At 70.1% G+C, this 21,464-nt stretch carries 15 protein-coding genes and 3 rRNA genes; 13 read left to right on the top strand and 5 right to left on the bottom strand.

Features of this window, described 5'->3' with window-relative positions; genetic code table 11:
* The 5 genes from ABDB74_RS14915 to rrf all read left to right on the top strand — a co-directional run bounded on the left by ABDB74_RS14915 (position 1) and on the right by rrf (position 6,924).
* Entirely contained in the window at positions 1-348 is a 348-nt protein-coding gene (locus tag ABDB74_RS14915; RefSeq protein ID WP_346619521.1) for a VanZ family protein, read from the top strand.
* 48 nt (positions 349-396) lie between these two features.
* A complete protein-coding gene (dapB, locus tag ABDB74_RS14910) occupies positions 397-1,191 on the top strand; it encodes a 4-hydroxy-tetrahydrodipicolinate reductase (RefSeq protein WP_346619520.1) in 795 nt (264 codons plus the stop codon).
* A gap of 399 nt (positions 1,192-1,590) precedes the next feature.
* Positions 1,591-3,111: ribosomal RNA gene (locus ABDB74_RS14905) — 16S ribosomal RNA — on the top strand.
* A 460-nt stretch (positions 3,112-3,571) separates the two neighbouring features.
* A 23S ribosomal RNA gene (locus ABDB74_RS14900) occupies positions 3,572-6,699 on the top strand.
* A 108-nt stretch (positions 6,700-6,807) separates the two neighbouring features.
* Positions 6,808-6,924 (top strand): 5S ribosomal RNA (gene rrf, locus ABDB74_RS14895).
* Together the 16S, 23S and 5S rRNA genes form the textbook arrangement of a ribosomal RNA operon.
* 211 nt (positions 6,925-7,135) lie before the next feature.
* Here the strand turns inward: rrf and ABDB74_RS14890 are convergent.
* Together ABDB74_RS14890 and ABDB74_RS14885 are read right to left on the bottom strand one after the other, a co-directional pair.
* Entirely contained in the window at positions 7,136-7,801 is a 666-nt protein-coding gene (locus tag ABDB74_RS14890; RefSeq protein WP_346619519.1) for a DUF2461 domain-containing protein, read from the bottom strand.
* Positions 7,798-8,370, bottom strand: a complete 573-nt coding sequence (locus tag ABDB74_RS14885) for a GNAT family N-acetyltransferase (protein WP_346619518.1) — start codon at positions 8,368-8,370, stop codon at positions 7,798-7,800. The genes ABDB74_RS14890 and ABDB74_RS14885 overlap by 4 nt, the downstream gene beginning before the upstream one ends.
* Positions 8,371-8,428: 58 nt before the next feature.
* Between ABDB74_RS14885 and ABDB74_RS14880 the strand changes: the two genes are divergently transcribed.
* Positions 8,429-9,652, top strand: a complete 1,224-nt coding sequence (locus ABDB74_RS14880) for a DNA glycosylase AlkZ-like family protein (protein WP_346619516.1) — start codon at positions 8,429-8,431, stop codon at positions 9,650-9,652.
* Here ABDB74_RS14880 and ABDB74_RS14875 read toward each other — a convergent pair.
* Positions 9,615-10,046 (bottom strand): DUF1232 domain-containing protein, encoded by a 432-nt coding sequence (locus ABDB74_RS14875; RefSeq protein ID WP_346619515.1) that lies wholly within the window; start codon positions 10,044-10,046, stop codon positions 9,615-9,617. The two genes, ABDB74_RS14880 and ABDB74_RS14875, sit on opposite strands and share 38 nt — an antisense overlap.
* A gap of 40 nt (positions 10,047-10,086) precedes the next feature.
* On the opposite strand from ABDB74_RS14875, the gene thyX reads away from it, so the two are divergent.
* From thyX to ABDB74_RS14850, 5 genes are all read left to right on the top strand, one after another.
* Positions 10,087-10,839 (top strand): FAD-dependent thymidylate synthase, encoded by a 753-nt coding sequence (gene thyX / locus ABDB74_RS14870; RefSeq protein WP_346619514.1) that lies wholly within the window; start codon positions 10,087-10,089, stop codon positions 10,837-10,839.
* Positions 10,840-10,916: 77 nt separating this feature from the next.
* Complete coding sequence (locus ABDB74_RS14865) at positions 10,917-11,723, top strand: thymidylate synthase (RefSeq protein WP_346619512.1); 807 nt, start codon at positions 10,917-10,919, stop codon at positions 11,721-11,723.
* Entirely contained in the window at positions 11,720-12,277 is a 558-nt protein-coding gene (locus tag ABDB74_RS14860; RefSeq protein WP_346619511.1) for a dihydrofolate reductase, read from the top strand. Before ABDB74_RS14865 ends, ABDB74_RS14860 begins: the two co-directional genes overlap by 4 nt.
* A gap of 10 nt (positions 12,278-12,287) precedes the next feature.
* Positions 12,288-13,184 carry a 4-hydroxy-tetrahydrodipicolinate synthase gene (gene dapA / locus ABDB74_RS14855; protein ID WP_346619509.1) on the top strand — a complete coding sequence of 299 codons (897 nt, stop codon included), beginning with the start codon at positions 12,288-12,290 and terminating at the stop codon, positions 13,182-13,184.
* A complete protein-coding gene (locus ABDB74_RS14850) occupies positions 13,181-14,881 on the top strand; it encodes a ribonuclease J (protein WP_346619508.1) in 1,701 nt (566 codons plus the stop codon). The genes dapA and ABDB74_RS14850 overlap by 4 nt, the downstream gene beginning before the upstream one ends.
* Here the strand turns inward: ABDB74_RS14850 and ABDB74_RS14845 are convergent.
* The gene (locus ABDB74_RS14845) at positions 14,856-15,389 is read right to left on the bottom strand and encodes a GNAT family N-acetyltransferase (protein ID WP_346619507.1); all 534 of its coding nucleotides are present in this window, start codon (positions 15,387-15,389) and stop codon (positions 14,856-14,858) included. The two genes, ABDB74_RS14850 and ABDB74_RS14845, sit on opposite strands and share 26 nt — an antisense overlap.
* The gene (locus tag ABDB74_RS14840) at positions 15,386-17,326 is read right to left on the bottom strand and encodes a S9 family peptidase (RefSeq protein ID WP_346619505.1); all 1,941 of its coding nucleotides are present in this window, start codon (positions 17,324-17,326) and stop codon (positions 15,386-15,388) included. The genes ABDB74_RS14845 and ABDB74_RS14840 overlap by 4 nt, the downstream gene beginning before the upstream one ends.
* 92 nt (positions 17,327-17,418) lie before the next feature.
* Here ABDB74_RS14840 and ABDB74_RS14835 point away from each other — a divergent pair, with 92 nt between their 5' ends.
* Positions 17,419-19,935: a DNA translocase FtsK 4TM domain-containing protein gene (locus tag ABDB74_RS14835; protein WP_346619503.1), complete on the top strand. Its 2,517-nt coding sequence runs from the start codon at positions 17,419-17,421 to the stop codon at positions 19,933-19,935.
* Between the two features lie 75 nt (positions 19,936-20,010).
* Positions 20,011-21,459: a 30S ribosomal protein S12 methylthiotransferase RimO gene (gene rimO / locus ABDB74_RS14830; protein ID WP_346619502.1), complete on the top strand. Its 1,449-nt coding sequence runs from the start codon at positions 20,011-20,013 to the stop codon at positions 21,457-21,459.
* Positions 21,460-21,464 lie beyond the last annotated feature (5 nt).

Genomic DNA, 21,464 nt, shown 5'->3' with positions numbered 1-21,464 from the left:
GTGGGCGCCGTCGGCGGGACCTTGTCCCGCGTCGTCCTGGCGCTGGTCCTGCTCGTGTCGGTGGTGGTGCTCTTCGCTCCCGCGTCCGACGTGCCGTCCGCCCCGGCGGGGGTCGACAAGGTCGTGCACCTGCTCCTGTTCGCCGGTCTGGCGATCAGCGCCCGGTGGGCCGGGGGGCGCGGTACGCCGGTGGCGGCGGGGCTGGTGCTCTACGCCGTCGCCAGTGAACTGGTGCAGGGCCTGACCCCGCTGGCGCGATCGGCGTCGCCGGCCGACCTGATCGCCGACGTCGTGGGGGTCCTCGTCGGCTCGCTGGCGTGGGCCTGGGCCACCCGACGGAAGCGGTGACCCGTCCGCTGTCTTGCGTCCGCGACGCGGGCCGGGAAACCTGACCGGGTGACCACCAGCGACGCCGACCAGCAGCCCACTGCCGACCGCGACCCCGCCCTGATCCCCGTGGGGGTGCTCGGCGCCCGTGGCCGCATGGGCACGGAGGTGGTCAAGGCGGTCAACGACGCCGAGGACCTCGAGCTGGTGGCGATGGTCGACGACGGCGACTGGCTGTTCAACGTGGCCGACGCCGGGGCCCAGGTGGTCGTCGACTTCACCCGGCCCGACGTGGTCATGGACAACATCCGGTTCTGCATCGACAACAACATCCACTGCGTGGTCGGGACCACCGGCTTCGACGAGGCCCGGCTGGCCACCGTCGCGGAGTGGTTGGAGCCGAAGCCCGACCTGGGCGTCGTGATCGCGCCCAACTTCGGCATCGGCGCGATCCTGCTCATGCGCTTCGCCCGGGAGGCGGCCCGCTTCTTCCCCTCGGTGGAGATCGTGGAGCTGCACCACCCCAACAAGGTCGACGCTCCCTCGGGGACCGCGTTGCGTACCGCCCGCCTGGTCGCAGCCGCCCGTCGCGCCGCCGGCCTGCCGCCCGCGCCCGACGCCACCTCCGACCAGCTGCCGGGGGCCCGGGGCGCCGACGTCGAAGGGGTGCCCGTGCACGCCGTGCGGCTGACCGGGCTGGTCGCCCACCAGGAGGTGCTCCTCGGTGCGGCGGGGGAGAGCCTCACCCTGCGGCACGACTCGTTCGACCGGGCCTCCTTCATGCCCGGCGTCCTCCTGGCCGTCCGGGAGATCGGACGCCGCCCGGGTCTCACGGTGGGGATCGAGAGCTTCCTGGGGCTGTGAGCGGATCCCGCGCCGAGCAGCACCCGCAGGTCCAGCACGGGTCTCCCGAGAGGTCCACCCCGGACGCGGGCCGCGTGGCGCGCGTCACGACCCCCGGGTTTGACACGGTCTTCACCGCCGCGTAACTTTCTCTTTGCGCCGCGCGGCCCGGGAGGGCCGCCGGACCGGATGGCCCCTCTAGCGGGCCTCTGGAAACCGGCGTAGAGTTGGACATCCAGCCAGGGACGAAGCCCGCGAGGGTCTACTTCCTGCGCGTCCGCTCCTTGAGAACTCAACAGCGTGCCGAAAGTCAGTGCCAAGTAATACCCCGTGCCATGGCTCTTGTGGTTGTGGCAGGGATTCCTTTGGTTGATTGATATCGCGAGTGTCAGCTCGCGGTTCTCAGCTGTGATCAAATCATCTACGGAGAGTTTGATCCTGGCTCAGGACGAACGCTGGCGGCGTGCTTAACACATGCAAGTCGAACGGTGAACCTCGCTTGCGGGGGGATCAGTGGCGAACGGGTGAGTAACACGTGGGCAACCTGCCCCTGGCTCTGGGATAACTCCAAGAAATTGGGGCTAATACCGGATGTGACCGCTGACCGCATGGTCTGGTGGTGGAAAGATTTATCGGCCAGGGATGGGCCCGCGGCCTATCAGCTTGTTGGTGGGGTAGTGGCCTACCAAGGCGACGACGGGTAGCCGGCCTGAGAGGGTGACCGGCCACACTGGGACTGAGACACGGCCCAGACTCCTACGGGAGGCAGCAGTGGGGAATATTGCGCAATGGGCGAAAGCCTGACGCAGCGACGCCGCGTGGGGGATGACGGCCTTCGGGTTGTAAACCTCTTTCAGCAGGGACGAAGCGAGAGTGACGGTACCTGCAGAAGAAGCACCGGCCAACTACGTGCCAGCAGCCGCGGTAATACGTAGGGTGCAAGCGTTGTCCGGAATTATTGGGCGTAAAGAGCTCGTAGGCGGTTCGTCGCGTCGGCTGTGAAATCCCGAGGCTCAACCTCGGGCCTGCAGTCGATACGGGCGGACTTGAGTGTTGCAGGGGAGACTGGAATTCCTGGTGTAGCGGTGAAATGCGCAGATATCAGGAGGAACACCGGTGGCGAAGGCGGGTCTCTGGGCAACTACTGACGCTGAGGAGCGAAAGCGTGGGGAGCGAACAGGATTAGATACCCTGGTAGTCCACGCCGTAAACGTTGGGCGCTAGGTGTGGGGGCCATTCCACGGTCTCCGTGCCGCAGCTAACGCATTAAGCGCCCCGCCTGGGGAGTACGGCCGCAAGGCTAAAACTCAAAGGAATTGACGGGGGCCCGCACAAGCGGCGGAGCATGTTGCTTAATTCGATGCAACGCGAAGAACCTTACCTAGGCTTGACATGCACGGAAATCCTCCAGAGATGGGGGGTCCGTAAGGGCCGTGCACAGGTGGTGCATGGTTGTCGTCAGCTCGTGTCGTGAGATGTTGGGTTAAGTCCCGCAACGAGCGCAACCCTCGTCCTATGTTGCCAGCGAGTAATGTCGGGGACTCATAGGAGACTGCCGGGGTCAACTCGGAGGAAGGTGGGGATGACGTCAAATCATCATGCCCCTTATGTCTAGGGCTGCAAACATGCTACAATGGCCGGTACAAAGGGCTGCGATACCGCGAGGTGGAGCGAATCCCAAAAAGCCGGTCTCAGTTCGGATTGGGGTCTGCAACTCGACCCCATGAAGTTGGAGTCGCTAGTAATCGCAGATCAGCAACGCTGCGGTGAATACGTTCCCGGGCCTTGTACACACCGCCCGTCACGTCACGAAAGTCGGTAACGCCCGAAGCCGGTGGCCCAACCCCTTGTGGGAGGGAGCCGTCGAAGGCGGGATCGGCGATTGGGACGAAGTCGTAACAAGGTAGCCGTACCGGAAGGTGCGGCTGGATCACCTCCTTTCTAAGGAGCACTGGCCGCGCCCCTCGTGGGTGTGGTCCAGAGCCGCGCTCGGACCGTGATGGTTCACCAGTCCTGGTGGGTCACGGGTGTTCGGGGTGGTGCTCGAGGGTGGAACGCTGACCAGTTCGGCCGGCAGCCTGGTGCTGCTCCTAGTACGGCCGCGCGCTCCTCTTGGGGGGTGTGTGGTGGGGAACGGGGTGGTGGGGGTTGGTCGGTTCGTAGGCACGCTGTTGGGTCCTGAGGGAGCGGGGAACCGGTCTCTTGTGTCAGGGCCTCCTGGTTCTCGTACCGTCGTCGCCCCTGTGGGGGTGGCGGGTCTGGCGGGACGGTGTGGGGGGTGGCTGGTCGTACGTTGAGAACTGCACAGTGGACGCGAGCATCTTCTGACTCTGAAGCAGAGTTTCAGTTTGTAGGCCCGTTTCTTGTTTCCTTCCGGGGGCGAGGAGCGGGATTTTTGTGTGGCCAAGTTGTTAAGGGCACACGGTGGATGCCTGGGCACCAGGAGCCGATGAAGGACGTAGGAGGCTGCGATAAGCCTCGGGGAGCTGTCAACCGAGCGTTGATCCGAGGATTTCCGAATGGGGGAACCCCGCACCAGTCATGTGGTGTGACCCGCGCCTGAACACATAGGGCGTGTGGAGGGAACGTGGGGAAGTGAAACATCTCAGTACCCACAGGAAGAGAAAACAACAGTGATTCCGTGAGTAGTGGCGAGCGAAAGCGGATGAGGCTAAACCGATCGCATGTGATAGCCGGCAGGCGTTGTGTGGTCGGGGTCGTGGGACAGTTCAGCACCTCCTGCCGGGGGTGCAGGGAGTCATAAAAGACTTGTGTTAGTGGAAGGCCTCTGGAAGGGGTCGCCGTAGAGGGTGAGAGCCCCGTACACGAAAACTCAGTCTCTCCCGAGCTTGCTCCCAAGTAGCACCGAGCCCGTGAAATTCGGTGTGAATCTGGCGGGACCACCCGCTAAGCCTGAATACTCCCTGGTGACCGATAGCGGACTAGTACCGTGAGGGAAAGGTGAAAAGTACCCCGGGAGGGGAGTGAAATAGTACCTGAAACCGTGTGCCTACAAGCCGTGAGAGCCTTATCCACTTCGGTGGAGGGGTGATTGCGTGCCTTTTGAAGAATGAGCCTGCGAGTTAGCGGTACGTGGCGAGGTTAACCCGTGTGGGGTAGCCGTAGCGAAAGCGAGTCCGAACAGGGCGATTGAGTCGCGTGCCCTAGACCCGAAGCCGAGTGATCTACCCATGGCCAGGTTGAAGCGCGGGTAAGACCGCGTGGAGGACCGAACCCACCAGGGTTGAAAACCTGGGGGATGAGCTGTGGGTAGGGGTGAAAGGCCAATCAAACTCGGTGATAGCTGGTTCTCCCCGAAATGCATTTAGGTGCAGCGTCACGTGTTTCTTGCCGGAGGTAGAGCACTGGATGGCCGATGGGCCCCACAAGGTTACTGACGTCAACCAAACTCCGAATGCCGGTAAGTGAGAGCGTGGCAGTGAGACTGCGGGCGATAAGGTTCGTAGTCGAGAGGGAAACAGCCCAGATCATCGGCTAAGGCCCCTAAGCGTGTGCTAAGTGGAAAAGGATGTGGGATCGCAGAGACAACCAGGAGGTTGGCTTAGAAGCAGCCACCCTTGAAAGAGTGCGTAATAGCTCACTGGTCAAGTGGTTCCGCGCCGACAATGTAGCGGGGCTCAAGCACACCGCCGAAGCCGTGGCATTCACACGTTAGCCCGCCGACACCTTTTGGGGTGCCGGCCAGGTGTGTGGATGGGTAGGGGAGCGTCGTGTGGCGGTGGAAGCGGCGGAGTGATCCAGCCGTGGACGCCACACGAGTGAGAATGCAGGCATGAGTAGCGAGAGGGGAGTGAGAACCTCCCCCGCCGGAAGACCAAGGGTTCCTGGGCCAGGCTAATCCGCCCAGGGTGAGTCGGGACCTAAGGCGAGGCCGACAGGCGTAGTCGATGGACAACGGGTTGATATTCCCGTACCCGCGAAGGAACGCCCATGCTGAACCCAGCGATGCTAACCCACCGACGCCGGTGCGCCCACTTGTGGGCAATCCGGACTAGCTGGGGACCCGGACTGGTAGTAGGCAAGCGATGGGGTGACGCAGGAAGGTAGTCCTACCGGTGAGTGGTAGTACCGGGGCAAGGGTGTGGCCCGTCCGATAGGTAAATCCGTCGGACATACAGGGTGAGGCCCGACGCATAGCCGAATGAGGCGAATTGGATGATCCTATGCTGCCGAGAAAAGCCTCTAGCGAGTTCCGAGCGGCCCGTACCCCAAACCAACTCAGGTGGTCAGGTAGAGAATACCGAGGCGATCGAGCGAACTGTGGTTAAGGAACTCGGCAAAATGCCCCCGTAACTTCGGGAGAAGGGGGGCCATCTACTGTCAACACCCTTGCGGTGGGCAGCGGTGGGTGGCCGCAGAGACCAGTGAGAAGCGACTGTTTACTAAAAACACAGGTCCGTGCGAAGTCGTAAGACGATGTATACGGACTGACGCCTGCCCGGTGCTGGAACGTTAAGGGGACGGGTTAGTGCCTTCGGGCGCGAAGCTCAGAACTCAAGCGCCAGTAAACGGCGGTGGTAACTATAACCATCCTAAGGTAGCGAAATTCCTTGTCGGGTAAGTTCCGACCTGCACGAATGGCGTAACGACTTCTCAGCTGTCTCAACCACAGGCTCGGCGAAATTGCACTACGAGTAAAGATGCTCGTTACGCGCGGCAGGACGGAAAGACCCCGGGACCTTTACTATAGCTTGATATTGGTGTTCGGTTCGGCTTGTGTAGGATAGGTGGGAGACTGCGAAGCGGGCACGCCAGTGTTCGTGGAGTCGCCGTTGAAATACCACTCTGGTCGAATTGGATGTCTAACCTCGGTCCGTGATCCGGATCAGGGACAGTGTCAGGTGGGTAGTTTAACTGGGGCGGTTGCCTCCCAAAATGTAACGGAGGCGCCCAAAGGTTCCCTCAGCCTGGTTGGCAATCAGGTGTCGAGTGCAAGTGCACAAGGGAGCTTGACTGCGAGACCGACGGGTCGAGCAGGAGCGAAAGCTGGGACTAGTGACCCGGCACCGGCATGTGGAAGCGGTGTCGCTCAACGGATAAAAGGTACCCCGGGGATAACAGGCTGATCTTCCCCAAGAGTCCATATCGACGGGATGGTTTGGCACCTCGATGTCGGCTCGTCGCATCCTGGGGCTGGAGTAGGTCCCAAGGGTTGGGCTGTTCGCCCATTAAAGCGGTACGCGAGCTGGGTTTAGAACGTCGTGAGACAGTTCGGTCCCTATCCGCCGTGCGCGTAAGAGACTTGAGAAGAGCTGTCCCTAGTACGAGAGGACCGGGACGGACGAACCTCTGGTGTGCCAGTTGTACCGCCAGGTGCACTGCTGGTTAGCTACGTTCGGCAGGGATAACCGCTGAAAGCATCTAAGCGGGAAGCTCGCTTCAAGATGAGGTCTCTCACCGGGTCAACCGGGTAAGGCCCCCGCCCAGACCAGCGGGTTGATAGGCCGGAAGTGGAAGCACCGCAAGGTGTGGAGCTGACCGGTACTAATAGGCCGAGGGCTTGACCACACACACCTACCTTCTGGTGCTGTGAACGAGCTCGGATAACAAGATGTCACGCGTCCACTGTGCGGTTCTGAACGCACGAACCAGCCGGTTCGTACATGTTCACAGAGTTACGGCGGCCATGGCGAGAGGGAAACGCCCGGTCACATTCCGAACCCGGAAGCTAAGCCTTTCAGCGCCGATGGTACTGCCCTGGAGACGGGGTGGGAGAGTAGGACGCCGCCGGACAACCATTCCCGAAGGGGCCCCAGCATCCGTGCTGGGGCCCCTTGCGGCATGCCCGGACCCGGTCGCACCAGCGCCATGCCCGCGCTCCGCCGTGCGCGTCCGTCGGCGTGCGCCCGGGACCGGTGAGCGCGGCGGAGCATTGTCGTCCGCCGTTCCCGGCGGCGTCATGAGCGCACGGCGCCGTCCGAGTGCGGGGTGGTGAGTGCCGTGGTCAGCGGCGGGGGCGTGGTTCCTTCGTCGTCGCCCCGACGTTGTCGGCGAACCACGCGTTGAGCTGCTGCAGGTCGCGCCACCCGGCGCGGACGCGGTCCAGGGTCTCCCGCGTGTGCAGCCAGTCGTCGGGCTCCCAGTGGCGGGTGGCGTGCAGCGCCTTGTGCTTCAGGAGCTCGAGCCGGTCGTCGTCCGCGGAGTAGCCGGCCGGCACCCGTACGAGACGGTCGCCCTGGATCTCCCAGCCGGTCGCGCGCAGGCGCTCGACCTCTGCCTCCAGCCGGGGACCCTGCACGGGGTCGGCCACGGCGCGGCGGTACCGCCCGATCTGGTCCGACTCGAGCCGCCAGGTGCCACCGGAGATCAGCAGGCCGTCGGCGGAGATCTGCACGTACCAGGCGCCCGCCCCGCGGCCCTCGGGGTTCACCACGGCGCCCTGGTGGGTCTTGTACGGCGTCTTGTCGTGGCTGAACCGCACGTCGCGGTACGGGCGGAAGACCTTGCCCGGGCCGAACTCGGCGGCCAGCTCGTCCAGCAGGGCGAGCATGGGGGTTCGGACGCAGATGTCGTACGCGTCCCGGTGGGCGGTCCAGTAGGTCTTGCTGTTGTCGGCCTCGAGCCCCTCGTAGAAGACCAGCCCGTCGTCCGGGAAGCCGGTGAAGGTCACGGTGTCGGGTCCTCCTCGTCCTCCAGCAGCGTGTGCCATCGGAGCTCGCGCAGCGGTGCGTCGCCGGTGTCGAGCGTGCGCGCCCAGCCGTCGGGCACCCACCCCGCAGACTCGAAGAAGGCCGCGGACGCCTGGTCCGATTCCGGCAGCCAGACCTCCAGCCGGCGGGTCGCGTCGATGGCCGCGAGGTCGGTGACCGCCGCCAGCAACCGACTGCCGTGCCCGCGGCGCCCCCAGCGCGGCTCGACCAGCAGCGTTGCCAGCTCGGCGGTGCCCGCGTCCTCGCCCGTGGGGACGACGGCGGCGAAGCCGACGACCGTGTCGGCCTCGACGGCCACCAGCACCCGGTGAGCGGGTGAGGGAGGTGCGGAGATCGCCGCGCGCCAGGTGCTCTGCACCTGTTCGTCGTCCCAGGCGTCGAGCACGGCGGCGGGCAGGACGGCGCGGTACGCCGTCCGCCACGTCGTCCCCTGGACGCGCGCGACGGCGACGGCATCGTCCGGGCGCGCCGGGCGGACCGACACCTCGGCCGAGCCCGTGAGGCGGGGGAATGGGAGATCCGACGTCACCGGGGCAGCGTAGGGCCGCGCCCGCGGGCGTCGTACCCGGCGGGCAGTATCTGCCGACGTGAGCAGCGTCGAACGGTTGCCGGCCGCGCTGGCCAGGCGCATCGCCCTGGCCGCCCAGGGTTTCGCCGAGCCGCGGCCGGACACCGCCGTCGGCACCCGGCAGCTGCGCCGGCTCACCGACCGGCTGGCCGTCGTGCAGATCGACTCGGTCAACGTGCTGTCCCGCTCGCACTACCTGCCGGCGTTCAGCCGGCTCGGCCCCTATCCACGGGCGGCGCTCGACGACCTGTCCAACCGGCGGCACGACCTGTTCGAGTACTGGGCGCACGAGGCCTCGTTCCTGCCGGTGCGCCTGCACCCGTTCCTGCGCTGGCGCATGGCCGCGGCCGAGCAGGAGGCATGGGGCTCGATGACCCGGGTGCAGCGGGAGCGGCCGGAGTTCGTGGCGGCGCTGCTGGAACGGGTGCGCACCGACGGCCCGCTCAAGGCCAGCCAGCTCCAGGAGGAGCGGCCCAACCGGCCGGGGAGCATGTGGAACTGGCACGCCGGCAAGGCGGCGCTGGAGTACCTGTTCTTCACCGGCGCGCTCACCGCCACCGCGCGCACGGCCGGCTTCGAGCGCGTGTACGACCTGCCCGAGCGGGTGCTGCCGGCCGACGTCCTGCACGCCCCCACCCCCGCCCGGGGCGACGCCGTCCGGGAGCTGGTCCGCACCGCCGCCCGGGCGCTGGGGGTGGCCACCGAGACCGACCTGCGCGACTACTTCCGGCTGAGCCCCGCCGACGCGCGGACGGCGATCACCGAGCTGGCGGACGCCGGTGAGCTGCTGCCCGTCGAGGTCGTCGGCTGGAACCGTCCCGGCTGGCTCGACCCCGAGGCCCGCCGTCCCCGGTGGATCCGGGCCCGTGCGCTGCTCAGCCCCTTCGACTCCCTGATCTGGGAGCGCCCGCGGGTGGAGCGGATCTTCGGCTTCCGCTACCGGCTGGAGATCTACACCCCGGCGGTCAGGCGGGTGCACGGCTACTACGTGCTGCCCTTCCTCCTCGGTGACCGGCTGGTCGCCCGCGTCGACCTCAAGGCCGACCGCCGGGCCGGTGTGCTTCGCGTGCAGGCCGCGCACGGCGAGGAGGGGATCGAGCGCCCCGAGGTGGCCGCGGCACTGTCCGCGGAGCTGCGGGACATGGCCCGCTGGATGGCGCTCGACGACGTCGTCGTCGTCGAGCGGGGCGACCTCGCCCCCGAGCTCAGCCGTGCGGTGGGAGGCCCTCCGTTCGCGGGCTGAGCCCGGCCAGGCGGCGCACCACGGCCAGCCCGGCCGCCTCCCCGGGCCAGTGCCGGACGAGGGCCTCGTCGCCGGCGCGGCGGACCACCGCGCGCAGCGCCCAGGCGGCGACGACCACGTCGTCGGCGTAGCCCAGCACCGGCACGACGTCGGGCACCAGGTCCACCGGGGAGAGCAGGTACGCCAGCAGGAGCCACAACCGCACCCGCACCCCGCGCGGGAGCGACCGGTCGGCGGCCAGCCGGCGCACCAGGCGCACCAGGTCGGGCAGCAACCGCAGCGCGTCCCGCGCCGTCAGCCCGTCGGGGCGGGCCCGCCACAGGACCGCCAGCATCAGCAGCCAGAGCAGCAGGAGGCCGCCGGCGACGGCGATCAGCACGCGCAGCCACTCCACGCCGCCCAGTCTGCCGGGCCGCCGGCCGTAGGCTCGACCCGTGCCACCGATCGCGCCGCTGCGGGTCCAGGTCATCGCGCAGACGCAGTTCACCCCTCCGGCGGACGTGCCCTGGGAGACCGACGCCGACGGCGGTCAGGCGCTGGCCGAGTTCGCCGGTCGCGCCTGCTACGAGTCGTGGGGCAGGACGGTCCCGGCCACGGCGACCAACGCCGGCTACCTGCGGCACATCCTCGAGGTCGGCCACCTCGCGGTGCTCGAGCACGGCACGGTGAGCATGTACCTCGCCGGCGTCTCCCGGTCGCTCACCCACGAGCTGGTCCGCCACCGGCACTTCTCCTACAGCCAGCTGTCCCAGCGCTACGTGCCCGAGCGGGACGCCGCCGTCGTCGAGCCGGCGGTCATCGCCGCGGACCCGGAGCTGCACCGGCGGTTCCTCGCCGCGACCGACGCCGCCCGGGCCGCCTACGACGAGCTCCTCGACGGGCTGGAGGAGCGCCTCGCCGACGTGCCGAACGCCACCCTGCGGCGCAAGCAGGCCCGGCAGGCGGCGCGCTCGGTGCTGCCCAACGCCACCGAGACCCGCATCGTCGTCACCGGGAACTACCGCGCCTGGCGGCACTTCGTCGCCATGCGGGCGAGCGAGCACGCCGACGTGGAGATCCGGGAAGTGGCGATCGCCTGCCTGCGCGAGCTGCAGCGCGTGGCCGGCAACGTGTTCGGCGACTTCCGGATCAGCGCCCTGGCCGACGGCACGGAGGTCGCGGCCAGCCCGTTCGTCGCCGAGGGCTGAGCGCCTCGCGCGCACCTCTGGTCCCGGTGGCCGCAGGGCCTCCGGAACCGTCCCCGGGCCGTCGTACCCTCGGGCGCGTGGCAGCACCGATCGACACCCAGTACGAGGACCTCCTGCGACGCATCCTCGAGCAGGGGACGCCGAAGCAGGACCGCACCGGGACGGGCACGGTCAGCCTGTTCGGCGAGCGGCTCCGGTACGACCTGTCGGAGAGCTTCCCGCTGGTGACGACCAAGAAGGTGCACTTCAAGTCGGTCGCCGTCGAGCTGCTGTGGTTCCTGCGCGGCGACAGCAACGTCGGCTGGCTGCGCGAGCACGGCGTCACGATCTGGGACGAGTGGGCCTCCGCCGACGGCGAGCTGGGCCCGGTGTACGGGGTGCAGTGGCGTTCGTGGCCGACGCCCGACGGGCAGCAGATCGACCAGATCTCCGCCCTGCTGGACACGCTGCGGTCGGACCCGGACTCCCGCCGCATGATCGTCTCGGCGTGGAACGTCGGCGCCCTGCCGGAGATGGCCCTGGCACCCTGCCACGCGCTGTTCCAGTTCTACGTCGCCGACGGCAGGCTCTCCTGCCAGCTGTACCAGCGCAGCGCCGACATGTTCCTCGGGGTGCCGTTCAACATCGCCAGCTACGCGCTGCTGACCCGCATGGTGGCCGCGCAGGTCGGTCTCGAGCCCGGCGACTTCATCTGGGTGGGCGGCGACTGCCACATCTACAGCAACCACGTCGCGCAGGTGACCGAACAGCTCTCCCGTGAGGTGCTGCCCTTCCCGACGCTGGAACTGGCGCCGGCGCCGTCGCTGTTCGACCACGCCTACGAGGACTTCGCCCTCCGGGACTACCGCCACCACCCCGCGATCCGGGCAGCCGTGGCGGTGTGACGCAGCCGTCGAGCTCGCCGGACGGCCACAGCGGGATCGCGCTCATCTGGGCCCAGGCCCGGAACGGCGTGATCGGCGCCGGAGGCGGCCTGCCCTGGCACCTGCCCGAGGACCTGGCGCTCTTCCGCCGGCTCACCACCGGGGCCACGGTGGTGATGGGCCGGCGCACCTGGGAGTCGCTGCCCGAGCGCTTCCGCCCGCTGCCGGGCCGGGTCAACGTCGTCCTCACGTCGGACCCGACCTGGTCGGCCGAGGGGGCGCGGCGGGCCGGCTCCGTCGAGCAGGTGCTCGCCGAGCACGGCTCCTGCTGGGTGATCGGCGGGGGAGCGGTGTACGCGGCATTCCTGCCGCACGCCGACCGGCTCGTGGTCACCGACGTCGACACCGCCGTCCCGGGGGACACCTGGGCCCCGTCGCTGGACGGCTGGACCCGGACGGCACGCACCCCGGCCGAGGGCTGGTCGGAGTCGGCGCCGGCGGGGCTGCGCTACGCGCTGTCGGAATACCGGCGCCCTGCCGTGGGCGGGACCGGGTCCGCTGGCACGGCTCGGTAGATTCGGCGTCATGACCACCGACCCCGCCCGGCCGTTCGGGCGCGTCCTGACGGCCATGGTCACCCCGCTGGCCGAGGACGGCTCGATCGACCTCTCCGGCGCGCAGCAGCTGGCCGCGCACCTGGTCGACCGGGGCGGCAACGACGGCCTGGTCGTCTTCGGCACGACGGGGGAGTCGCCCACCATCAGCGACGCCGAGCAGCACGCCGTGCTCGAGGTCGTGCTCGACGCCGTGGGCGACCGGGCCACGATCCTCGCCGGCGTCGGCACCTACGACACCGCGCACTCCATCGACAAGGCCCGCGCGGCCGAGCGCCTCGGGGTCGACGGGCTGCTGGTCGTGACCCCGTACTACAACCGGCCACCGCAGGCCGGGCTGCTCCGGCACTTCACCTCGATCGCCGACAGCACCGACCTGCCGGTGATGCTCTACGACATCCCCGTGCGCACCGGGATGCCCATCGAGGTCGAGACCCTCGTGCGGGCGGCCGAGCACCCGCGGATCGTCGCGGTCAAGGACGCCAAGGCCGACCTGGGCGCGATCGCCTGGACGCTGGCCCGCACCGACCTCGTCTACTACAGCGGCGAGGACATGCTGAACCTGCCGATCCTGGCGTTGGGTGGCGTGGGCGTGGTCAGCGTCGTCGGCCACCTCGTCGGCCACCGGCTGGCCGAGCTGATCGCGGCCGTCGAGGCCGGCGACCTCGCCACCGCCCGGGCGATCAACCAGAGCCTGCTCCCGGTTTACACCGGCATCTTCCGCACCCAGGGCGTCATCACGGTGAAGGCTGCGCTCAACGCGCTCGGCCTGCCGGCCGGACCCGTCCGGCCACCACTGGTCGACGCCACCCCCGAACAGATCGCGCAGCTGCGCGCCGACCTCGCCGCTGGAGGCGTTTCCCTGTGAGTGGTCAGGTCACCCAACCCCACCTCGACCTGAAGGCGCCCCCGCCGCTGGCCGAGGGCGGCCTGCGGGTGATGGCGCTCGGTGGGCTCGGCGAGATCGGCCGCAACATGGCCGTCCTGGAGTTCGACGGATCGCTGCTGGTCATCGACTGCGGCGTCCTCTTCCCGGAGGCCGAGCAGCCCGGCGTCGACCTGATCCTCCCCGACTTCGGCGTGATCGAGCACCGCCTCGACGACATCGCCGCCGTCGTCCTCACGCACGGGCACGAGGACCACATCGGTGCCCTCCCGTACCTGCTCCGGCTCCGCGGGGACATCCCGCTGGTCGGCTCGCGGTTCACCCTCGCCCTGGTGGCCGCCAAGCTGCGCGAGCACCGGCTGGACCCGACGCTGGTCGAGGTCGCCGCCGGCGACGACCACCTCGCCGGGCCGTTCCACTGCGAGTTCATCTCGGTGAACCACTCGATCCCGGACGCGCTCGCCGTCGCCGTGCACACCCCGGCCGGCGTGCTGGTGCACACCGGCGACTTCAAGATGGACCAGCTGCCGCTCGACGGCGTGCTCACCGACCTGGGGGCGTTCGCCCGGCTGGGTGTCGAGGGCATCGACCTGCTGCTGTCGGACTCGACCAACGCCGAGGTGCCCGGCTTCGTCACCCCGGAGCGGAGCATCGGGCCGGTGCTGGACGACGTGTTCGCCCGCGCCTCGCAGCGGCTGATCGTCTCCAGCTTCGCCAGCCACGTCCACCGGATCCAGCAGGTGCTCGACTGCGCCGAGAAGCACGGCCGCAAGGTCGCGTTGGTCGGCCGTTCGATGATCCGCAACATGGGGGTGGCCCGCGACCTCGGGCTGCTCCGGGTGGCGCCGGGCCTCATGGTCTCGCTCGACGACGCCGCCGCGATGCCGCCGGAGCAGGTGGTGCTGGTGAGCACCGGTTCGCAGGGCGAGCCGCTCTCGGCGCTCGGTCGCATGGCCCGCGGCGACCACCACCACGTCACCATCGAGGCCGGCGACACCGTCGTCCTCGCGTCGTCGCTGGTGCCGGGCAACGAGACCGCCGTCTACAAGGTGATCAACGGGCTGGCCCGGCGCGGGGCCACCGTGGTGCACAAGGAGACCGCGCGGGTGCACGTCTCCGGGCACGCCCCGGCCGGTGAGCTGCGCACGCTGCTCAACGTGGCGAAGCCGAAGTACCTCATGCCGGTGCACGGGGAGTGGCGGCACCTGCGGGCGCACGCCAAGCTCGCCGAGGAGACGGGCATGGCCACCGACCGGATCCTCCTGGCCGAGGACGGCGTCGTCGTGGACCTGGTCGACGGCAAGGCCTCGATCGTGGGCAGCGTGCCCATCGGCGACGTCTACGTCGACGGGCTCAACGTCGGTGACGTCGGCGAGGAGTCGCTGCAGGCACGGCGGATCCTCGGCGACGAGGGCTTCGTGGCGCTCACCGTGGTGGTCGAGCCGTCGACCCGGACGATCGTGCGGCCGGTGCACCTGTCCACCCGGGGGTTCTCCGACGACCCGGCGGCGTTCGACGAGGTCCTCGCGCTGGTCGAGGAGAACCTCAAGCGGGCGTTGTCCGACGACGGCGCCGACGCCCACCGGCTCTCCCAGATCATCCGGCGCACGGTCGGCAAGTGGGTGTCGGACAAGCACCGCCGTCGCCCGATGATCATCCCGACGGTGCTGGAGGTCTGACCTCTCGTCGCATGGCCGCGCGTGGCCAGCGGTCCAGGCCGTGGTCGGCCTCCGCGCGGCGGACCCGCCGCAGGCCGGGAGACAGCTCGGCGTCGGTCAGGACGCGGAAGCCCAGCCGCTGGTAGTACGGGCCGTTCCAGGGGACGTCGGTGTACGTGGTGAGCGTGATCGCCGGCAGGTGCCGCCCCCTCGCCCACTGCTCCAGGCGCGACAGGAGTTCCTGGCCCAGACGGCGGCCGGCGTGGTCCGGGTGCACGCTGACCTGTTCCAGGTGGGCGCAGCCGTCGACCTCGGCCGCGAGGAGGTAGGCCACCGGCCGGTCCAAGTCGTCGGTGCGGACCCAGGCCCGACCGCCGTCGGCGTACTCCCGCAGCGTCTCCAGCGAGGGCGGTTCGTCGTCGGCCACCAGGTCCATCCCGAGCCGGGCGAACAGGTGTCCGGCGGCGCGCTCGACGTCCCGGAGGGCGCTCAGGTCGTCGTGCCGGGCCTCCCGGACGACGCCGGTCATCCCCGCACCACCGCGATCGGCGCGATGCCCTCCTCGGACGGCAGGTCGAAGCCCCACACCTGGGCGTAGAAGGACAGCTCGCCGTCCAGCGCCGCGCGGATGTTCGCCGCCTTGCGGAAGCCGTGCTGCTCGCCGGGGAACAGCAGGTAGGCGTGCGGCACGCCCTTGTCGCGCAGCGCCGCGACGATCGCCTCCGCCTGCGACGGCGGGACGACGGCGTCCTCCTCGCCCTGGAACACCGCCAGCGGGGTGTCGAGGGTGTCGACGTGGGTGATCGGGGAGCGGTCGGCGTAGACGTCGGCGCCCTCCGGCCACGGGGCGACGAGCCCGTCGAGGTAGCGCGACTCGAACTTGTGCGTCTCGGCGGCCAGCGCCGCGAGGTCGGCGACGCCGTAGTGGCTGGCGCCGGCGGTGAACACGCCCGGGCGCATGGCCAGCGTCGCCAGCGTCGTGTAGCCGCCGGCCGAGCCACCGCGGATGGCCAACCGGTCGGGGTCAACCCGCCCGGCGTCGGCGAGGAACCGGGCGCAGGCGACGACGTCGTCGAGGTCGACCACGCCCCACCGGCCCTGCAGCGCCTCCCGGTAGCGGCGGCCGTACCCGGTGGAGCCGCGGTAGTCGACGTCGGCGACGCAGAAGCCGCGCGAGGTCCAGTACTGGACGCCGAGGGCGAGCACCGGCGTCGCGGCCGACGTCGGCCCGCCGTGCACCACGACCAGGAGCGGCGGGAGGGAGCCCTCCGGGGCGGTCGCCTCCGGGTTCGTCGGCGGGTACACGAGCGCGTGCGCGACGCCGATGCCGGTGCCGCGGTCCTCGGTGGGGAACGTGACCTGCTCGGGACGGGAGAACCAGGCGGGGTCCAGGCCGAGGTCCCGCGCCGGGCGCAGGACCTGCGCCTCCCCGCCGTCGACGTCCACCTGGAGCACCACCGGCTCGGCGTCCGGACCGCCGGCCACGCACACCACCGCGGTGCCGTGCGCCCGCAGCTGGGCGTAGGCGGCGTAGGGCAGGTCGAGCTCGCGGACCGCACCGTCGGCCTCGAGCACCGCGAGCCGGTCGAGCCCGTCCCGGGGGTAGGCCACCACGGCCCGTCCGTCGCCGAGCAGCGCGTACCGGCTCTGCCCGAACTGCCACTGCGGGCCGGCGATGTCGGTGCCCACGTCGAGCACCAGCTCGGGCTCGGCGTGCGGCCGCTTGCGGTACAGCGACCAGACGTCGGTCCGGTCGCTCAGCCACCACAGCGCGAGGTCGGCACCCCACTCGGGCTGGACGACGGCCTCGCCGGGACCCCCGGCCAGCACGTGGTGCGACCCGTCGGCGGCGCGGACGAGGAGCTGGGCGGCGTCCCACGGCATCTCCGGGTGGTCCCACTGCAGCCACGCGAGCGTGACGCCGTCCGGCGCCGGCCGGGGGTCGGAGACGAAATCCGGTCCGGAGACGAGCACCTCGGTCGCGCCGTCGGGGCCCACGCGCACGGTCTCGTTCACCACGTCCGCCGCGGCGCCCGACGCGGTGTGGGTCTCCCGCACGGCCAGCACGCCCTCCGGGACCACCGTCAGGTCGGCGTACCGGACACCGGACGGGAGCTCCGGTTCGGGCGTGACCGGGACCGGGGAGCCGGCGCCGGGATCCAGCCGGTACAGCCGCTGGTCGGAGAACTCGGTGAACCACAGCGTGCCGTCGGAGACCGTCCACGCGCCGCCGCCGTACTCGTGCACGCGGGTCCGCGCGTTCCACGGTGCGGGCAGCGCGTCGGCCACGGTGCCGTCGGCGGAGCGGCGCACGATCACCGAGCGCCCGCCCTCGTCGGGGCGGGCCTCGGACCACCAGACCTCGTCGCCGTCCACCATGACCTCGCCGAGCCGCGCGGCCGTGCGGACGACCAGCTCGGAGGTGATCGGGGTGGGCCAGCTGCCGTGGGGGAGCGGGGTCCTCATGCGTGTGACGTTATGAGATGCGGGGGCCGCGCGGGGGGACACGACGCCCGGCCTGCCCGTCCGCGGCCCTCTCCGGGCTTACCGTCTGACGCATGCCTGCCCGCAGCACGTCGACCCGCCGGCCGGCCCCGACCCGCAGCCGATCGGGTTCGACGGCGGCGAGCAAGAAGCGGCCCGCCGCCAAGGGGGCCCCGAACCGCCGTCCGCCGGCCAAGAAGAAGGCTCCCGCCGGCCCCGGTTTCTGGCGCATCGCCAGCGGCGGCTGGAACCTGCTCGCCCGCGGCGCGGGAGGGCTCGCCCGGTCGGTCGCGAAGCCGGAGCAGGCCGAGCCGCTCGCGCCCGAGCACCGCAGGGACGGGGTCGGTCTCGCCGTCCTCGGCCTGGCGATCGTGCTGGGCGCCGCCGCCTGGAGCAACGGGATCGGCCCGGTCGGGGCGGCGCTCACCGAGGGCGTCCGCTGGATCGTCGGCTCGCTGGTGATGGTGCTGCCCGTCGTCCTCTTCTTCGCCGCCCTGCGGCTGCTGCGGCGCGGCCCCCGCCCGGAGGCCCGCGGCCGGCTGGCCATCGGCTGGCTGTGCGCGGTCGCCTCCGTGCTGGGCATCGCGCACCTCCTCGGCACGCCGGCCGATCCGCAGCAGGGGCGGCCCGGCTCGGGGGGGCTCGTCGGCTGGGCCGTCGGCACGCCGCTGGCCGCCGGCATCGGTGTGGTCGTCGCGGTGGTCCTCCTGGGCCTGCTGGCCTTCTTCGGCCTCCTGGTGATCACCGCGACGCCGGTGCACCAGATCCCCGAGCGGCTGCGCGAGTTCACCGACCGGTTGCTCGGCCGCGACGACTACGACGACGGGTACGACGACGAGGACGACGAGGAGCCGGAGGAGGCCCCGGTCGGCCGGCGCTCCCGCCGCCGCTCCCTGTCGGAGGACCTGCTCACCACCGGCCCGATCGACCACGGCGCGTACGCCGATGCGCCCGAGGCCACCCGCACCACCGAGCCGGAGCACACCGAGCTGGCGCCGTTGCCGCCGGTGCCGCCGGTGCCGACGGTGCGGCGGCCGGTCGAGGACCGCACCTCCCCGCCGGAGGACCTCCCGCCCATCACCGAGCCGGAGCAGCTGTCCATCCAGCCGGTCGAGGGCGACTACGTGCTTCCCTCGCTGTCCACGCTGCGGCCGGGCGACCCGCCGCGGGCGCGGTCCAAGGCCAACGACGTCGCGATCGCCGCGATCAGCGGGGTCCTGGACCAGTTCAGCATCGACGCCGCCGTCACCGGTTTCACCCGGGGACCGACGGTCACCCGCTACGAGGTCGAGCTCGGCCAGGGCGTGAAGGTCGAGAAGATCACCGCGCTGACCCGCAACATGGCCTACGCGGTGGCCAACGACAACATCCGCATCCTGGCGCCGATCCCCGGCAAGTCCGCCGTCGGCATCGAGGTGCCGAACACCGACCGCGAGAAGGTCAGCCTCGGCGACGTGCTGCGCTCGCAGGCGGCCAAGCAGGACCCGCACCCGATGCTGGTCGGCCTCGGTAAGGACATCGAGGGCGGGTTCGTCTGCGCGAACCTGGCCAAGATGCCGCACCTGCTGGTGGCCGGTGCCACCGGTGCCGGTAAGTCCAGCTGCGTCAACTCGATCCTGACCTCGCTGCTGCTGCGGGCGACGCCGGACCAGCTGCGGATGATCCTGGTCGACCCGAAGATGGTCGAGCTGACGCCCTACGACGGCATCCCGCACCTGATCACGCCGATCATCACCGACCCCAAGAAGGCCGCCACCGCGCTGGCCTGGCTGGTCGAGGAGATGGAGCAGCGCTACCAGGACATGAAGTCCACCGGCGTCCGGCACATCGACGACTTCAACAAGAAGGTCGAGAAGGGCGAGATCACCGCGCCGCCCGGCAGCGAGCGGGTGTACCGGCCCTACCCGTACATCCTGGCGATCGTCGACGAGCTCGCCGACCTGATGATGGTGGCTCCCCGCGACGTCGAGGAGCACATCGTCCGGATCACCCAGAAGGCCCGCGCCGCCGGGATCCACCTGATCCTGGCGACGCAGCGCCCGTCGGTCGACGTCGTCACCGGCCTGATCAAGGCCAACGTGCCCTCGCGGCTGGCCTTCTCGACCTCCAGCCTCACCGACAGCCGGGTCATCCTCGACCAGCCGGGCGCCGAGAAGCTCATCGGCATGGGTGACGCCCTGTTCATGCCCATCGGCGCGGGCAAGCCGATCCGCGTCCAGGGCGCGTTCGTCACCGACGCCGAGATCGAGGCGGTCGTCGAGTTCACCAAGCGGCAGGCCGAGCCGGAGTACCGCGAGGAGGTCTTCTCCGCGGGCGGGGCCGGCGAGAAGAAGGAGATCGACGAGGACATCGGCGGCGACCTCGACCTGCTGGTGCAGGCGGTCGAGCTCATCGTCACCAGCCAGTTCGGGTCGACGTCGATGCTGCAGCGCAAGCTGCGCGTCGGGTTCGCCAAGGCCGGCCGCCTCATGGACCTGATGGAGAGCCGCGGGATCGTCGGGCCGTCGGAGGGCTCCAAGGCCCGCGACGTGCTCGTCAAGCCCGACGAGCTCGAGGCGACGCTGTTCACCCTGCGCGGTGGTGAGGGCTAGCCGGCGGTACGGGATACGTGCGGGATCACCCCCGTCCGAGGTGGGCGTGGCCGCTCAGGCGACTACGATGGCCGGGTGACAGCCGCGCCCAGCCCTGCCCGGACCGTGGCCGTGGTGACCCTCGGATGCGCCCGCAACGAGGTCGACTCGGAGGAGCTGGCCGGCCGGCTGGCCGCCGAGGGCTACGAACTCGTCGAGGACGCCGAGGGTGCCGACGCCGTCCTGGTCAACACCTGCGGCTTCATCGAGAGCGCGAAGAAGGACTCGGTGGACGCGATCCTCGCGGCCACCGACTCCGGGGCCTCGGTCGTCGCCGTCGGTTGCATGGCGGAGCGGTACGGGGCCGAGCTGGCCGGTGCGCTGCCGGAGGCCACCGTGCTCGGCTTCGACGACTACGCCGAGATCGGGGGCCGGCTCGACGACGTCCTGACCGGCCGCCCCCTGGTGCCGCACACCCCGCGGGACCGGCGGACGCTGCTCCCGATCAGCCCCGTCGAGCGCTCGGCCGTGCTGGCCGGCGCCGGGGGGAGGGTGCGGGAGGACGGCGCCGCACCGGCGATCCCCGGCCACGACTGGCTGCGCCGTCGTCGGCTCGCGTCGGGCCCGTCGGCGGCGCTGAAGCTGGCGTCGGGCTGCGACCGGCGCTGCGCCTTCTGCGCGATCCCCACCTTCCGCGGTGCCTTCGTCTCGCGGCCGCCGGAGGAGGTTCTGTCCGAGGCCACCTGGCTGGCCGCCCAGGGCGTCACCGAACTGGTGCTGGTCAGCGAGAACTCCACCTCCTACGGCAAGGACCTCGGCGACCTCCGGTCCCTGGAGAAGCTGCTGCCCCGGCTGGCGGCCGTCGAGGGCATCGTCCGGGTGCGGGTGGCCTACCTCCAGCCGGCGGAGCTGCGGCCCGGCCTGCTGGAGATCATCGCGGGTACCGACGGGGTGGCTCCGTACTTCGACCTGTCCTTCCAGCACTCGTCGCCGACGCTGCTGCGCCGCATGCGCCGGTTCGGCGGCACGGAGGACTTCCTGCGGACCATCGAGCGGGCCCGTAGCCTGGCTCCGGGCGCGGGATTCCGCACCAACGTCATCCTCGGCTTCCCGGGGGAGACGGAGGCGGACGTCGCCGAGCTCGAACGTTTCCTCACCGAGGGCCGCCTGGACGCGGTCGGTGTGTTCGGCTACTCCGACGAGGAGGGCACCGAGGCGATGCGGCTGCCCGGCAAGCTCGACCAGCCCGAGATCGACGCCCGCGTCCGGCGGATCACCGACCTGGTCGAGGAGCTCACCGCCCAGCGCGCCGAGGACCGGATCGGCGAACGGGTCGAGGTGCTGCTCAGCGAGGACCTCTCCGGCGAGGACGGGCCCGGGACGTGGCTCGGTCATGCCGCGCACCAGGATCCCGATGCCGACGGCACCACGACCGTCACCGGGGTGCCGGCCGACGCGGTCGCCGGCCGGCTCGTGCACGCCGAGGTGGTCGGCACCGAGGGCATCGACCTGGTGGCCCGCGTCCTCCTCCCGGCCGGGCGGTGACCTCG

It is taken from the genome of Blastococcus sp. HT6-4, from assembly GCF_039679125.1.
Taxonomy (GTDB): Bacteria; Actinomycetota; Actinomycetes; order Mycobacteriales; family Geodermatophilaceae; genus Blastococcus; species Blastococcus montanus.
The sequence above is the reverse complement of the archived record's forward strand: the minus strand, read 5'-3'. Positions and strand labels throughout refer to the sequence as shown.